15 protein-coding genes are annotated in these 14433 nt (G+C 61.4%); 7 read left to right on the top strand and 8 right to left on the bottom strand.

Features of this window, described 5'->3' with window-relative positions:
• Positions 1 to 46: 46 nt before the first annotated feature.
• The 3 genes from ACEPAJ_RS06420 to ACEPAJ_RS06410 all read right to left on the bottom strand — a co-directional run bounded on the left by ACEPAJ_RS06420 (position 47) and on the right by ACEPAJ_RS06410 (position 2302).
• Positions 47 to 1156 carry an NADH:flavin oxidoreductase gene (locus ACEPAJ_RS06420; protein WP_425914187.1) on the bottom strand — a complete coding sequence of 370 codons (1110 nt, stop codon included), beginning with the start codon at positions 1154 to 1156 and terminating at the stop codon, positions 47 to 49.
• 56 nt (positions 1157 to 1212) lie between these two features.
• Positions 1213 to 1806: a TetR/AcrR family transcriptional regulator gene (locus tag ACEPAJ_RS06415; protein ID WP_425914186.1), complete on the bottom strand. Its 594-nt coding sequence runs from the start codon at positions 1804 to 1806 to the stop codon at positions 1213 to 1215.
• 208 nt (positions 1807 to 2014) lie between these two features.
• Positions 2015 to 2302 (bottom strand): PA4642 family protein, encoded by a 288-nt coding sequence (locus tag ACEPAJ_RS06410; RefSeq protein ID WP_425914185.1) that lies wholly within the window; start codon positions 2300 to 2302, stop codon positions 2015 to 2017.
• Positions 2303 to 2508: 206 nt separating this feature from the next.
• Here ACEPAJ_RS06410 and dauA point away from each other — a divergent pair, with 206 nt between their 5' ends.
• Positions 2509 to 4251: a C4-dicarboxylic acid transporter DauA gene (gene dauA / locus ACEPAJ_RS06405; RefSeq protein ID WP_425914184.1), complete on the top strand. Its 1743-nt coding sequence runs from the start codon at positions 2509 to 2511 to the stop codon at positions 4249 to 4251.
• A gap of 16 nt (positions 4252 to 4267) precedes the next feature.
• Here the strand turns inward: dauA and ACEPAJ_RS06400 are convergent, their stop codons facing one another.
• Positions 4268 to 4741 (bottom strand): WbuC family cupin fold metalloprotein, encoded by a 474-nt coding sequence (locus ACEPAJ_RS06400; RefSeq protein WP_425914183.1) that lies wholly within the window; start codon positions 4739 to 4741, stop codon positions 4268 to 4270.
• 5 nt (positions 4742 to 4746) lie between these two features.
• Positions 4747 to 5304 carry a hypoxanthine-guanine phosphoribosyltransferase gene (locus ACEPAJ_RS06395; protein ID WP_425914182.1) on the bottom strand — a complete coding sequence of 186 codons (558 nt, stop codon included), beginning with the start codon at positions 5302 to 5304 and terminating at the stop codon, positions 4747 to 4749.
• Positions 5305 to 5563: 259 nt separating this feature from the next.
• On the opposite strand from ACEPAJ_RS06395, the gene upp reads away from it, so the two are divergent.
• Both upp and ACEPAJ_RS06385 read left to right on the top strand, forming a co-directional pair.
• On the top strand, positions 5564 to 6202 hold the full coding sequence (upp, locus tag ACEPAJ_RS06390) for a uracil phosphoribosyltransferase (protein ID WP_425914181.1): 639 nt from the start codon (positions 5564 to 5566) through the stop codon (positions 6200 to 6202).
• Positions 6203 to 6204: 2 nt separating this feature from the next.
• Positions 6205 to 7473, top strand: a complete 1269-nt coding sequence (locus tag ACEPAJ_RS06385) for a uracil-xanthine permease family protein (protein ID WP_425914180.1) — start codon at positions 6205 to 6207, stop codon at positions 7471 to 7473.
• Between the two features lie 55 nt (positions 7474 to 7528).
• On the opposite strand, the gene ACEPAJ_RS06380 is transcribed toward ACEPAJ_RS06385, so the two are convergent.
• The 3 genes from ACEPAJ_RS06380 to ACEPAJ_RS06370 all read right to left on the bottom strand — a co-directional run bounded on the left by ACEPAJ_RS06380 (position 7529) and on the right by ACEPAJ_RS06370 (position 10953).
• Positions 7529 to 8860 carry a spinster family MFS transporter gene (locus ACEPAJ_RS06380; protein WP_425914179.1) on the bottom strand — a complete coding sequence of 444 codons (1332 nt, stop codon included), beginning with the start codon at positions 8858 to 8860 and terminating at the stop codon, positions 7529 to 7531.
• Positions 8861 to 9016: 156 nt separating this feature from the next.
• Positions 9017 to 10039 (bottom strand): ferrochelatase, encoded by a 1023-nt coding sequence (gene hemH / locus ACEPAJ_RS06375; RefSeq protein ID WP_425914178.1) that lies wholly within the window; start codon positions 10037 to 10039, stop codon positions 9017 to 9019.
• A gap of 8 nt (positions 10040 to 10047) precedes the next feature.
• Positions 10048 to 10953 carry a TIGR01777 family oxidoreductase gene (locus ACEPAJ_RS06370; protein ID WP_425914177.1) on the bottom strand — a complete coding sequence of 302 codons (906 nt, stop codon included), beginning with the start codon at positions 10951 to 10953 and terminating at the stop codon, positions 10048 to 10050.
• 208 nt (positions 10954 to 11161) lie between these two features.
• Between ACEPAJ_RS06370 and ACEPAJ_RS06365 the strand changes: the two genes are divergently transcribed.
• The 4 genes from ACEPAJ_RS06365 (at position 11162) to ACEPAJ_RS06350 (ending at position 14421) form a co-directional block, all read left to right on the top strand.
• Complete coding sequence (locus ACEPAJ_RS06365) at positions 11162 to 12154, top strand: NAD(P)/FAD-dependent oxidoreductase (RefSeq protein WP_425914176.1); 993 nt, start codon at positions 11162 to 11164, stop codon at positions 12152 to 12154.
• A complete protein-coding gene (locus ACEPAJ_RS06360; RefSeq protein WP_425914175.1) occupies positions 12151 to 12396 on the top strand; it encodes a TIGR02450 family Trp-rich protein in 246 nt (81 codons plus the stop codon). The genes ACEPAJ_RS06365 and ACEPAJ_RS06360 overlap by 4 nt, the downstream gene beginning before the upstream one ends.
• Before the next feature lie 121 nt (positions 12397 to 12517).
• The gene (locus ACEPAJ_RS06355; protein WP_425914174.1) at positions 12518 to 13483 is read left to right on the top strand and encodes a YbgA family protein; all 966 of its coding nucleotides are present in this window, start codon (positions 12518 to 12520) and stop codon (positions 13481 to 13483) included.
• Positions 13480 to 14421, top strand: a complete 942-nt coding sequence (locus ACEPAJ_RS06350; protein ID WP_425914173.1) for a MerR family transcriptional regulator — start codon at positions 13480 to 13482, stop codon at positions 14419 to 14421. The genes ACEPAJ_RS06355 and ACEPAJ_RS06350 overlap by 4 nt, the downstream gene beginning before the upstream one ends.
• Positions 14422 to 14433: the final 12 nt, after the last annotated feature.

Genomic DNA, 14433 nt, shown 5'->3' with positions numbered 1-14433 from the left:
TGAGGCGTGTTGCGCCGTTTTGCGACGCACACGAAAACAGCGAAGGTTAGACCAGACTCATCAGCGCTTCACGGCTAAACGGCAGAATGTCCTGCTCGCGACCATCACGCACCTTCACCGCCCAGTCTGGATCGACCAGCAGCGCACGGCCCACGGCCACCAGATCGAATTCCTGCTTGTTCAAACGCTCCAGCAGGTTTTCCAGGCTGGCCGGCTGGGCCACCTTGTCGGTGTTGACCATAAACTGGAGGAACTCGCCATCCAGGCCGACGCTGCCGACGGTTATGGTTGGCTTGCCGGTGAGCTGGCGCGTCCAACCGGCCAGGTTGAGGTCAGACCCTTCGAACTCCGGCTCCCAGAAACGACGAGTCGAACAGTGGAAAATATCCACGCCGGCGTCAGACAGCGGCTTGAGGAAAGCCCCCAGCTCTTCCGGGGTCTGCACCAGACGTGCGCTGTAATCCTGCTGCTTCCACTGCGAGAAACGGAAGATGATTGGGTAGTCCGGGCCCACGGCGGCGCGTACGGCCTGGATCAGTTCAATGGCGAAGCGCGAGCGCTGGGCCAGGTCGCCACCGTATTGGTCGGTGCGCTTGTTGGTACCTTCCCAGAAGAACTGGTCAACCAGATAACCGTGCGCACCGTGAATTTCGACGCCGTCCATACCAATGCTTTGGGCATCCTTGGCGGCTTGGGCGAACGCGGCGATCACTTCATTGATGTCGTCCTGGGTCATGCCGTGAACCACGACGGTGCCGTCTTTAATTTTTTCGCTCGGGCCATAGCCTGGCACGCTGGCGTCCGGCTCGGTGCCCAGCTTGCGCACATTACCCACGTGCCATAGCTGTGGAACGATCTTGCCGCCTTCGGCGTGCACCGCCTCAACCACCTTCTTCCAGCCGGCCAGGGCGTCTTCACCGTAGAAGCGCGGCACGTTCGGGTAACCGTTGGCAGCCTTGTGACCAACCGTGGTGCCTTCGGTGACGATCAGGCCAACGCCCGCAGCAGCGCGGCGGCGGTAGTACTCGATCACTTTGCTGTTGGGTACGCCGCCCGGGGAGAAGGAACGGGTCATCGGCGCCATAACCACACGGGTCGGCAGCTCCAGGTTGCCCAGGGTAAAGGGTTGGAACAACGCTTTAACGGGATCGCTCATCAGTATTCCTCTGGCCGGCCAAGTGACCGGTCGTCTAGTTCAAGGTGTTTTAAAAATCAGGCCCGCAGCAACAGCTGCAGACGCTGGATAAAGTCGTTGAGTGCTTGGGTGTTGTTCGCCACTTTGAGACGGGTCAAAGCGCCTTGCCAGGCATTGGCGATAAAGCTCGCCAGGTTGCGGCAATCCTCATGGGCAGGCAGTTCGCCGGCCGCCTGCGCCTGCTCAAGGCAGCGCTGCAAGGTGTCTGCCGACGTCTGCAGAATCGCATCGACCTGCAGGCCCAGCGTCGGCGAAAGCTCGGCCATCTCAAAGCTCAGGCTGCCGATAAAACAGTGGTATTCCAGGCGCTCTTGGCGGGCGAAGTGCTCCACCAGCTCGGCGTAATAACCGAGGATGCGCTCACGCGGGCTCAATGCAGGATTACTCAGGGCTTCGGCATAACGCGCCAGGCGCGGCTGATAGACCTGCTGCAAGGCTTGCAGGGCAAAGTCTTCCTTGCTGGCGAAGTAGTGGTAGAAGGAGCCTTTGGGCACGCCCGCCGCCTGGACGATCTCCTGTACGCCTGCGCCGTGATAACCACGTCGGGTCATCACCTCGGCGCCTTTGGCGAGGATCAGGTCACGCTTGTCGAGTCGGATGCTGGCGTTCATGCCGGCAAGAATATGACCGGTCGTCTCGCCCCGCCCAGCACTATTGATTTGCGTGATTATCGGCAAGAAGCAGCGCGGGTTTTAGAAACGATTGAGCCGCGAACATGCGCGGCTCAATGGGGGGATGCGGAACCTGTTCAACGTCTCGCGAGCTAGAGCCTGCTTTTAACGCAGCAGGGCCGACGCGCAGCAGACGTTGAGCTGGTTCTCAGCCGCGGGCGGCTTTGACCACTTCAACATAGGGTTCGGCAAAGCGTTGATCTTGGATCAGCGCGATAAAGTCATTGCCTTGGGCGTCTTTGGCATTCAGGTCGTAGCCCGACTCAACGAAGAACCCAACAAACCGCTCGAAGTCATCAATACGCAGGCCGCGGTAAGCCTTGACCAGCTTGTGCAGCGACGGAGGCGTGGCATCAGCCGGTTCCACACTGAGGAACAGCTTGATCGGCTCGTCACCAATCTCTTCGCCAATCACCTGTTTCTTGTCTTTACGCATCACTCACTCCAGCTAACCAGGCCACACGGGGCCGGCAGTGTACCCCTGGGGCGGGCAACGGCTCAACGCATGCAACTCAGCCGCCTTGTCTAACACGCGCCACGCCCGGGCAATAGCCGACTTAGGTCAACACAGCACGCCGTGCTCGGCTCCTATACTGCGCCCAGCCTCCTGAACCAAACGAGAACAGACTCTAGGGAGTCACTATGTCGCTGCCCTTACCGCCGCTGTTCTCTGCCTGGCGCCAGACCTTGCGCGCCGGCTACAGCTGGAAAAACCTGCGCAGCGACCTGAGCGCCGGCGTAACCGTCGGCATCATCGCCATTCCGCTGGCCATGGCCCTGGCGATTGCCGTCGGGGTGGCGCCGCAGCACGGCCTGTATACGGTGCTGGTGGCCGGCACGCTGACCGCCCTGTTTGGCGGCTCACGCTTTAACGTTTCCGGGCCGACCGCCGCTTTTGTGGTGATTCTGCTGCCGATCACCCAGCAATTCGGCCTCGGCGGCCTGCTGCTGTGCACCCTGATGGCCGGAGTGATCCTGATTGCTCTGGGGCTGATGCGCGCCGGACGCTTGATCGAATTTATCCCCTACCCGGTCACGCTGGGTTTTACCGCTGGTATAGGCATCGTCATCGCCACCCTGCAGATCAAGGATCTGCTCGGCCTGCGCCTGACCAGCGAGCCGCACAACTACATCGAACAGCTCAACGGCCTGCTGCATGCCCTGCCCAGCCTGCAACTGGGTGACTGCCTGGTGGCGCTGGTGTGCCTGGCGGTATTGCTGACCTGGACACGCTGGGTGCCAAAAATACCCGGGCATCTGGTGGCGCTGACTGTCGGCGCATTGCTCGGATTGTTGCTGGAAAGCCTGCAGATTCCCGTGGCAACCCTTGGCGAACGCTTCAGCTACAGCCTCAATGGCATCCAACACCCTGGCATTCCGCCGTTTCTACCGAGTTTTGTCTGGCCCTGGCAGTTGCCCGGCGCCGATGGCCAGCCGCTGACGGTGAGCTTCGAATTATTCCGTCAACTGCTGGCCCCGGCCTTTGCCATCGCCATGCTTGGAGCCATCGAGTCGCTGCTCTGCGCAGTGGTCGCCGACGGTATGACCGGCAGCAAACACGACCCCAACGGCGAGTTGATCGGCCAGGGCATCGGCAACCTGGTCGCGCCGCTGTTCGGCGGCATCACCGCCACCGCCGCAATTGCCCGCAGCGCCGCCAACGTGCGCGCAGGGGCTTACTCGCCGCTGGCCGCCATCGCCCATGCCGGCGTGGTGTTGATCGCTATCCTGTTTCTCGCGCCGCTGTTCAGCTACCTGCCTATGGCAGCACTGGCGGCCTTGCTGCTGGTGGTGGCGTGGAACATGAGCGAGCCACGCCATGTACGCCATACCCTGCGCATCGCCCCGCGCAGTGACGTGCTGGTACTGCTGACCTGCCTGATTCTTACCGTGCTGTTCGACATGGTGCTGGCCGTGGGCGTCGGTCTGCTGCTGGCCGCAGGGCTGTTTATCAAGCGCATGAGCGACCTGACCGATACCGAAGCGCTGCCCAAGCATTTTCACCAAGCACTTAATGACCTGCCCGAACACGTATTGGCCTACGCCATTCGCGGCCCACTGTTCTTCGGCGCCGCGGAGAAAGCCCTGAGCGTGCTCAGGCGCTTTACCCCAGGAGTGAAGGTGGTGATCGTCGATATCAGCGCCGTGCCGCTGCTGGACATGACCGCCCTGGCGGCGCTGGACAATGTACTGCGCGATTACCGCGAGCAGCATGTAGGCCTGGTACTGAGCGGGCCGACACCGCAGGTGCGCCTGCAATTACGCCGCGCAGGAATCGTGCGCGTTGAGGGCCAGCTGGCCTACGTGCGCGATCTGCTGCAAGCCCGGGAAAAGGCCCTGCGCTGGCTGGCGCCAAAGGCCGATGGGGAATCAACAAAGGTGTAGTTGGAGGCAATCCGGGCTAGATAAATTGCGTGCGCATCCAGGCCTGATAGGCGGCAACGCCCGGCTCGCCCTCACGCGGCGCCCAGCTGGCGTGCTCGCCCTCACCCACCGGTTTGTAGGGCCCGGCTTTGCATTCAAACAGAATGCTGTCGGCCTCCAGCACCACCAGCGCATGAAACACCCCAGGCGGCAGGTCGACACCGACACAATTGCCGCCCGCCTCCAACACGCGCTTATCCAGCACCACGCCCTCATCCGTGAAGATCAGCACGCCCAGGCGCCCTTTCAGCACCAGCAGCGCCTCGGCCTTGTCCGCCGAAAGGTGACGGTGCGGCGGGATATAGGTATCCGGCTGCAGCCCGACTGCCATGCGGTGGCATGGCTCTTCCATCTGGTGAAAGTTATGGTGCTGGCGCTGCCGTGGGCTGGCCGCCGCTTGCTCAGCCAAATCGCTGAACAGTGCTTGGTCGAGAAAGCGCGGGCCGCTCATCAGCCTTAGAGGCCCTTGACCGCGAAGATACCCGGCGCATTGCGCCAGTAGCCTTTGTAATCCATGCCGTAGCCAAACACATAGCGATCCAAGCAGGACAGACCGACGTAATCAGCCTTAAGGTCAGGGCGGGCCTTACGGTCGTGGGCCTTGTCTACCAGCACAGCGATGCGCACGTTCTTGGCGCCGGCATGACGGCAGAAATCGATGATGGCACCGAGGGTGTGCCCTTCATCGAGGATGTCATCGATGATCAGCACCTCACGGTCGATAAAGGAGATTTCCGGTTTGGCCTTCCAGAACAACTCACCGCCGCTGGTTTCATTGCGGTAGCGGGTGGCGTGCAGGTAGGACAACTCCAGCGGGAAGTTGAGCTTGGGCAGCAGTTTGCCGGAGAAGATCAGGCCGCCGTTCATCACGCAGAACACCACGGGATTGCTGTCGGCCATCTCACTGTTGATGACTGCTGCCATGGCGTCGATAGCCACCTCGACCTCGGCATTGCTGTGCAGACAATCGGCTTCGGCCATGACTTGGCGGATATGCGCGAGATCGACGGACATGCTGTTTCCTCTTGGGAGCGGGGACGTTCAGACCAAAAAGCTGATCGATGCGTCAAAATAAAAGCCGGCAAAGGTACGCATCTGCATCGCACAGAGCAAGTGCGGCCAGACCAACTGCGGTAATTGCCTGCAAGCACAGCTAATCATCGACACATTAGCCGCTATTTAGCGACATTAGGCCATCTTGGCGCAGCACGAGGCAGCGCCAATGCATTAATCTAAGCGCGAATTTTGCCCGTCCTGCCGGAGACCCCTGCCCATGCCCATCCTTGAGATCCGCCACCCGCTGATCCGTCACAAACTCGGCCTGATGCGCCGCGCCGATATCAGCACCAAGAACTTTCGCGAGCTGGCCCAGGAAGTCGGCTCACTGCTGACCTACGAGGCGACCAAGGATCTGCCCCTGGAGAGCTACGAGATCGAGGGCTGGTGCGGCACCGTGCAGGTGGAAAAAATCTCTGGCAAGAAAATCACCGTGGTGCCGATCCTGCGCGCCGGCATTGGCATGCTCGAAGGCGTGCTCAGCTTGATTCCCGGCGCCAAGGTCAGCGCCGTGGGCGTGGCGCGCAATGAGGAAACCCTGCAAGCGCACACCTACCTGGAAAAGCTGGTGCCGGAAATCGACGAGCGCCTGGCGATGATCATCGACCCGATGCTTGCCACGGGCAGCTCGATGGTGGCGACCATCGACCTGCTGAAAAAAGCCGGCTGCAAGGAAATCCGCGCCATGGTGCTGGTCGCAGCACCGGAAGGCATCAAAGCCGTCAACGATGCGCACCCGGACGTGACGATTTATACCGCGTCCATCGACCAGTGCCTGAACGAGCATGGCTACATCATTCCTGGCCTCGGTGATGCGGGCGACAAGATCTTCGGCACCAAGCAGAAGGACGCCTGACCATGCAGGACGAATACAACGACCCACTCTGGCGCCAGGGCATTTCTGGCGCGCAGATGTTGTTCGTGGCCTTCGGCGCACTGGTGCTGATGCCGCTGATCACCGGCATGGACCCTAACGTTGCCCTGTTCACCGCAGGCATTGGCACCCTGCTGTTCCAACTGGTGACCGGTCGCCAGGTGCCCGTCTTCCTGGCCTCCAGCTTTGCCTTTATCGCGCCGATTCTCGCCGCCAAAGGCGAGTTCGGTTTACCGGCCGTACTCGGTGGCATCGTCGCCTCCGGCTTGGTGTATATCCTGCTCAGCGCCGTTGTGCGGATCAGGGGCGCGGGGTTTATCGACCGCCTGCTGCCCCCCGTGGTCATTGCCCCAGTGATCATTTCCATCGGCCTGGCGCTGTCGCCTGTGGCGGTGAATATGGCCATGGGCAAAGCCGGTGATGGCAGTGCGCAACTGATTCCGTATGAAATCGCCATGCTGATCTCCATGTCAGCGCTGATCACCACCGTGCTGGTCGCCGCGATGGGCCGTGGCTTGCTGCGCCTGGTGCCGATTCTCGCGGGGATTATCGTCGGCTGCGTGGTCGCGGCCTTCTGCGGGGTGATCGACACCAGCCAAGTCGCTGCGGCACCTTGGCTGGCGTTGCCGGCCTTCGTCGCCCCAGAGCTGCACTGGGGGGCGATTCTGTATATCGTGCCAGTCGCTCTGGCGCCCGCCATTGAGCACATTGGCGGGGTCATCGCGATTGGCAGCGTCACCGGGAAAAACTTCATCAAGAAGCCCGGCCTGCACCGCACGTTGCTTGGCGACGGCCTGGCCACCTCGGCAGCCGGCTTGCTCGGCGGCCCACCCAACACCACCTATGCGGAAGTCACCGGCGCGGTGATGCTGACTAAGAACTACAACCCGAAGATCATGACCTGGGCGGCCTGCTTCGCCATCGGCCTGGCCTTTGTCGGCAAGTTCGGCACCGCACTGCAGAGCATTCCCGTACCGGTGATGGGCGGCATTCTCTGCCTGCTGTTTGGCTCTATCGCGGTGGTCGGTTTGAACACCCTGATCCGCCATCAGGTCGACCTGTCCGAGGCGCGCAACCTGATCATCGTCTCGATCACCCTGGTGTTCGGCATCGGCGGCATGGTCATGGGTAACAGCGACTTCGCCTTGTCCGGCATCTCGCTGTGCGCCATTACCGCACTGCTGCTCAACCTGCTGCTGCCCGGCGGCGAAGGCTGGCGCAGCAAAACCGTGCTGGAAGAGCCCGACCTGTAAATCGCGCTCACTAAAAAGCCCCGCTTCTGCGGGGCTTTTTTATTGCTGAGCCGTTTTAGGCGGCGCTCGCTGACCAGCCCTGCAAACGCACCACACTCTCGCGGTACGGTTTAAGGCCCATGCTCAACAGCACGATGGAGCTGAACACCGCCAACGCGGTAACAATCAGCAGCGAATAGCGCAGGGCGTTGTCATCGGCGAACACATAGTCGGTGACCAAGGCTACGGCCGTCGGGCCGATGCCCAGGCCGATCAGGGTGATCACAAACAGGTAGATCGCCGAAGCCTGACCGCGCATCGAGTTGGGCATGATCTCCTGAATCGCAGCCGGGGCCACACCAAACGGCATGCTCAGAAAGAACACCGTCGGTGCCATCAGCACCGCGGCCCACAGCGCGCTGTCCATCAGCGGGAAGGTCAGTACACACGGCACGGCACCCAACGCGGCATACAGGCCGACGCGCATGTTGGCGTCGCTGCTGCCACGCTTGGCCATCCAGTCCGCCAGACGACCACCGAAGACGATGCCCAAGCAACCGAACACCGCGACAATGCTGCCGTAGACGATGCCAACCTGACCGGCATCCCAGCCATAGGTGCGAATAAAAAACGTCGGCACCCAGGCTGCACTGCCATAGCCGGCAAACGCCAGGCCGGCAAAACCGAAGTTATGGCACAACACAGTGCGCCGGTTGGCGCGGATATAACGGCCAACATCCGCCAACGGCACCGCTACCCCTGCACCAACACCACGCCGCGCAGGCTCCTTGACCGCCAACATAAGCAAGGTGAACAGCACCCCGGCGGCGCCGAGAATCAGAAAGATCAACTGCCACGGGCGTACTTCACCGAGCACCGGCAGCACCACATCGCCCTGCGCCGAAGCGAACTTGATCACCAGGCCGCCCAGCAGAAAGGCCAGCCCAGAGCCCAGGTAAACCCCCATCGAATAAACACTGATGGCAGTGGCGCGGCGCTCGGCCGGGAAGCTGTCGGCAATCAGCGAATAGGCCGCAGGCGACAGTGCGGCCTCCCCCACCCCCACACCGATGCGACAGATCAGAAATTGCCAGTACAGCTTGGCCATGCCGCAGGCAGCGGTGGCTGCACTCCAGAACAGCACGCCAATGGCAATCAACCCGCGACGGCTTTTGGTGTCAGCCAGGCGGCCCAGTGGAATCCCGCAGACGGTGTAGAACATGGCGAACGACAAACCCATCAGCAGGCTCATCTGCGTGTCACTGATCATCAAATCGCGGCGGATCGGGCCCACCAACAGGTTGAGAATCTGCCGATCGATAAAGGACAGCACATACGCCACCATCAGGATGGCGACAGTCACCCAGGCACGGGTGGAAGAGGGATAGCCGTTATTGTTGTTGGGCACTGGCAGTCTCCTCGGCACCGTTGGTGCGGTGCACGACGGTTGAAAGAACTGCCAGCTTAGGCCGAGATACAGGGCGATGAGTATCGCCCTTAGGTGTTATCAACCAGACGAATGCGCGGCATCCCTTCGAGCGAATGACAGCCGCGGCAGATTCAGTTAGAGCATCAGTGGGGCGCGTTCACTCAGGGTTTTCAATGCTGCAACCCAGCTCGGATGGTCATTCAGGCACGGCACCAGCTGCAGGCTCTCGCCGCCCGCCTCAACAAACTGTTCGCGGCCACGGTCGCCAATTTCTTCCAGGGTTTCAATGCAGTCGGCGACGAAGGCCGGGCACATCACCAGCAGCTTCTTCACCCCCTTCGCAGCCAACTCATCGAGGCGCGCTTCGGTGTAGGGTTCAATCCACTTGGCACGGCCCAAGCGCGACTGGAACGACACCGACCACTGTTCAGGTTTAAGCCCCATGCGCTGGGCAAACAGCTCGGCGCTGCGCAGGCACTGAGCCCGGTAACAGTTGGCCAGCACCTCAGGCGAGGCCGTACGGCAGCAATCGTCGCCCTTCAGGCAGTGGCCCGTGGCGTCCAGCTTGTGCAAGTGCCGCTCCGGCAAGCCGTGAAAGCTCAACAGCAAATGGTCGAAATTCTGCTCCAGATAGGGCTTGGCGCTGTCGACCAAGGCGTCCAGATATTCAGGCTGGTCGAAAAACGGCGGCAGGATGGAGAAGCGTATTGGCAGCTGTTGCTCACGCACCACCCGCTTGGCTTCTTCAATCACGGTGGTGGTGGTGCTGTCGGCAAACTGCGGATACAGCGGCGCCAGAGTGACCTGCTTGATGCCCTGGGCGGCCAGGCGGGTCAGCACGGTTTGCAGCGACGGTTCACCGTAGCGCATGGCCAACTCAACCGGACCGTGCGTCCAGGATGTCTTCATCGCTTGCTGCAAACGCTTGCTCAACACCACCAGGGGCGAGCCGTCCTCCCACCAGATCGATGCATAGGCATGCGCCGAGGCCTTGGGACGGTTGCTCAGAATCAGTGAAACGATCAGGCGGCGCAGCGGCCAGGGCACATCGATGACATAGGGGTCCATGAGGAACTGGTTGAGATAGCTGCGCACGTCAGCCACGGAGGTGGAGGCAGGTGAACCCAGATTCACCAGTAACAAGGCGTGATCGGTCATGCGTAATCCTAGTTAGGCTGGCCCAGCAAATCCGCCAGTGCCACATCCAAATGAGTGAAACGAAAACTAAATCCTTGGTCATGCAGCCGCGTCGGCAAGGCGCGTTGGCCACCCAGCAGCAACTCTGCCATTTCGCCCAACGCCAAGCGCAGGACAAACGCCGGGGCCGGGATAAAGGCCGGCCGATGCAGCTCACGGCCCAGCGCCTGGCTGAAGGCGCGGTTACGCTCAGGCGTAGGCGCACAGGCATTATAAGGACCGCTGGCCTCCTGCTGCTGCAGGAGAAAATCAATCAGGGCGATTTGATCGTCAATGTGAATCCACGGCATCCACTGTCGACCGTTGCCCAGCGGGCCACCCAAGCCGAGCTTGAACGGCAGTAACAGACGCTTAAGAAAACCACCGTCACTGGCCAACACCAACCCGGTGCGCAGCAGCACCACACGCATACCCAAGGTCTCGGCACGCCGGGCAGTTTCTTCCCAGGCGCCGCACAGTTGCGCGGCGAAGTCTTCGCTGACCGGCGGCGAATCCTCATGCAACTCGCGCTCACCGCCATCGCCGTACCAGCCCACTGCCGAACCGGACAGCAGCACGCCCGGCTTCTGCTCACGGCTTTGCAGCCAGGCCAGCAGTTGTTCGGTCAGGCCAATCCGGCTGGCCCACAACAGGGCTTTGCGCTTGCGTGTCCAGGGACGATCCGCAATCGGCGCGCCAGCCAGGTTGACCACTGCATCCAGCGGATCTTCGGCCAACTCTTCGAGCCGAGCGATACCGCGCACGGCCTCACCACACAGGGCTTTAACCTGCTCGGGACGACGGCTCCACACCGTCAGCTGGTGGCCTTGCTGCAACCAATACCGGCACAGCGCACGGCCGATTAAACCCGTACCGCCAGTCAGAAGTATGTGCATCAGTTGTTCCCTCGCATGGCCGTTGCATCGCCTTTGCATAAATGACCGCACTCGGCGGATTTATGCGCTGCTGTGGCTTTAATCCGGCCACAGGTTGTCTTAACTATAGAAAAGACCGGACATACACCGGCCTAGCTTATACACAAAAACAATATTGTATAGCTTTTGTCTAAAGCGTAGCCTAACGCTTGAACACATGAGGTAGACCATGACCACTCTTCTCCCCATCGCCATTATTGGTACCGGCATTGCCGGGCTGTCTGCCGCACAGGCGCTGCATGCCGCCGGCCACCCGGTGCAACTGTTCGACAAGAGCCGCGGCAGTGGCGGGCGCATGTCCAGTAAACGCAGCGATGCCGGCGCACTAGACCTGGGCGCACAGTACTTCACCGCCCGCGACCGACGCTTCGTCGACGTGGTGCAGCAATGGCAGGCCCGGGGCTGGGTCGCCGAATGGACCCCAAGCCTCTACAACTTCAATAACGGCCAGCTCACTGCCTCGCCGGATGAGCAGGTGCGCTGGGTCGGCAGCCCACGCATGAGTGCGATTACCCGCGCCATGCTCGGCGCCCTGCCGGTGAACTTCTCCTGCCGCATCACCGAAGTGTTTCGCGGCGAGCAGCATTGGCACCTGCAGGACGCCGACGGCAATAGTCACGGCCCGTTCAGCCACGTCATCGTCGCCACCCCGGCACCACAGGCCAGCACCCTGCTGTCCAGCGTACCGAAACTCGCCGGCGCGGCCGCCAGCGTGCCCATGGACCCAACCTGGGCGGTCGCGCTGGCATTCCCCACAGCGCTGGAGACACGGGTTGAAGGTTGCTTTGTACAGGACAGTCCGCTCGACTGGCTGGCCCGCAACCGCAGCAAGCCCGGACGCGACACACAACTCGACACCTGGGTGCTGCACGCCACCAGTCAGTGGACCAAGCAACACCTGGACATGCCCAAAGAAGCGGTGACTGAGCACCTGCTAGGGGCGTTTGCCGAATTGATTGGTTGCGCCGTCCCCGCACCGGCGTTCAGCCTGGCGCACCGCTGGCTCTACGCGCGCCCCGCTAGCGCGCATCAGTGGGGGGTATTGGCCGATTCCGACCTGGGCATTTACGCCTGCGGCGACTGGTGCCTGTCTGGGCGTGTCGAAGGCGCCTGGCTCAGCGGCCAAGAAGCCGCGCGGCGACTGCTCGAGCATCTGCAATGAACCCTCAAACACGCAGCACGCCGGCCAAACACCGGCTTAACCCGCGCAAGCTGCTGCTGTCGAAATGGACCGCCACACAGCCGCAGAACCGCGAGAAGCATTTCCTCGTCACCGAACTGTTCTGTGACGAGGAAGGCACGGTGCTGCAGATCGAACTGCAGGCCGTGCTCAATCAGCGCTGCCAGCGCCTCGACTGGCGCGTGCTGGAAAACCCCGAGCAATGGCGCATGGGCTGGAAGTAGCCACCCCAACAAAGCCATACCATAGTTGTACAAATATATTGACTTGTACAATTACAGACCTATGATGAACCTAAGTTGTACATCCACCAGGATCTGTACAAGTCGTCATAGGAGGTTGCCCATGCGCTCACCCGAAACCATCACCGGCAAACCCAAACTGGGCATCAGTGCCTGCCTACTGGGCTCCGAGGTTCGCTATAACGGCGGGCACAAGGAATCGCGCCTGTGTAGCCGCACACTCAGTGAATACTTTGATTTTGCGCCCGTGTGCCCCGAAGTGGGGATTGGCATGAGCATCCCGCGTGAGCCGATCCGCCTGGTCGGTGACGCGCAAGCGCCACGCGCGGTGGGCACTGTTAACCGCGAGGTGGATGTCACCGCACCGTTGACCGCTTACGGCGAGCGCATGGCGACTGAACTGACCGATATCTGCGGCTATATCTTTATGCAGCAGTCACCGTCCTGTGGCCTGCACCGGGTCAAGGTTTACCAAGACAACGGTCGCCCCAGCGAACCAGGCCGCGGCATCTTCGCCGAGGCGTTTTGCGCCCGCCACCCCAACCTGCCGGTGGAAGAAGACGGCCGCCTCAACGACCCGGTCCTGCGTGAGAATTTCATCACCCGCGTCTTCGCCTACTCCGAATGGCAACAGTTACTGCGCGATGGCCTAAGCCGCCAAAGCTTGATTGCCTTCCACTCGCGCTACAAATACCTGCTGATGGCCACCAACCCGCAGCAGTACAAACTACTCGGGCGCATGCTTGGCAACCTCGGCCAGCATGATCTGCATGAGCTGGCCTCGCGCTATTTCAGCGACCTGATGAGCGCGCTTAAAAGCTGCGCCACCCGCCGCAGCCACAGCAACGTGCTGCAGCACATCAGCGGCTACCTCAAGCAAGCCCTGAGCAGCGAAGACAAGCAGGAAATGCAGCAACTGATCGGCCAGTACCGTCACGGCGTGGTGCCGCTGGTGGTGCCCATGACCCTGCTCAAGCACCATTTCCGCCGCCACCCTGATACCTACATCGCGCAACAGGTGTACCTGCAGCCGCACCCGGAAAACCTCAGCTTGCGAAATGCCCTATGAGTCTTGAGTCGAGCAACTCTGGAGCGAGCGCCGACGACTACCAGGCCGCCATCGCCCAGGGCTTTATGCCGATCCGCGATGTCGCGCGTATTACCGGCGTCAACGCCGTCACCCTGCGTGCCTGGGAACGCCGTTATGGCCTGATCGTGCCGCACCGCACGCCCAAAGGTCATCGCCTGTATTCGGATGAACATGTCGCGCACATTCAGGCGATCCTGACGTGGCTCAACCGCGGCGTCTCGGTCAGCCAAGTCAAAGGCCTGCTGCGCAGTAACCAGCCGGCCTTTGCCGAAGCCAGCTCGCAGTGGGAAGCCAAGCGCCAGCAATTGCAGGAAGCCATTTGCAACCTCAACGAGCGACGCCTGGACGACTGTTTCAACAGCGAACTGGCGCTCTACCCGCCCAACACGCTGTGCGAACAACTGCTGCTGCCGCTGCTTGAAGAGCTTGAATTGCGCTGGCGGAATCAGTTCGGAGCTCAGGCCGAGCGGGTGTTTTTCTATTCCTGGCTGCGCAGCAAACTCGGTGCGCGCCTATACCACAACAACCGCCAGCACAATGGTGCGCCGCTGTTGTTGATCAACGTTTCTGACCTGCCCATGGCACCCGGTCTGTGGCTGACCGCCTGGCTGGTGAGTAATGCGGGGGTTGCCGTCGAGGTCTTTGACTGGCCGCTGCCACCGCCCGAATTAGCCCTGGCGGTCGAACATATTCAGCCGCGTGCCGTGCTGCTGTATTCCAGCCAGGCACTCAACAGCACGCACCTGCAACGCCTGCTGGGCGGCTATGACTGCCCTTGCCTGCTGGTCGGCCAAGTGGTGCAGATCCACGCGGACGAACTAAAGGCCATTACCCAGCAGAATGCCGAACTGAGCCTGGCGGGCGATCCATTGGCAGCGCTGCACAGCCTCACCGACCTCAACCTGCTGCACAGCTGATGGGACATTCCA

The organism is Pseudomonas sp. GWSMS-1 (assembly GCF_049847425.1).
In the GTDB taxonomy this organism is placed as follows: Bacteria; Pseudomonadota; Gammaproteobacteria; order Pseudomonadales; family Pseudomonadaceae; genus Aquipseudomonas.
The sequence above is the reverse complement of the archived record's forward strand: the minus strand, read 5'-3'. Positions and strand labels throughout refer to the sequence as shown.